This window comes from Cereibacter sediminicola, from assembly GCF_007668225.1.
Taxonomy (GTDB): domain Bacteria; phylum Pseudomonadota; class Alphaproteobacteria; order Rhodobacterales; family Rhodobacteraceae; genus Cereibacter_A; species Cereibacter_A azotoformans.
Genome location: NZ_VDEK01000166.1, coordinates 1 through 416, shown reverse-complemented (window position 1 = coordinate 416; position 416 = coordinate 1). Strand labels below are relative to the sequence as shown.

1 pseudogene is annotated in these 416 nt (G+C 63.9%); it reads left to right on the top strand.

Annotated features, from left to right (window positions below):
* Nucleotides 1-133: 133 nt before the first annotated feature.
* Nucleotides 134-416: pseudogene (locus FG154_RS20845) on the top strand (IS1634 family transposase); the annotation flags it as partial.

Sequence of the window (416 nt, the reverse complement as noted above, 5' to 3'; positions counted from 1 at the left end):
CTCGCTCGCGCCACCCACGTCTTTTCAATGGGTTGAGTGGAGGTAGGCGCCTCGGCCGACGGTTTCTTGTTGTAACACGTTTCGGCGATTTTCTACTTGAGACGCAGGGCGTCTCGCGCATATTGTTCGTCCAATGTACACGCGGATCACCACATCGGGCGGCCGAAGCTATCTCCAACTCGTCGAGGGCCATCGCGACGAGGAGGGCAAGGTCCGCATCCGTGTCGTGGCAAACCTCGGCCGGCTCGACAGGCTCACACCGGGCAAGCTCGACCCGCTGATCAACGGCCTCAACCGCGCTGTCGGCCGGCTGGAGAACACCGCGGACGAGATCACGCACGACCCGGCCCGCGCCTTCGGCGACGTCTTCGCTCTGCACGAGCTGTGGAAGGACCTCGGCTTCGACCACGCGCTGG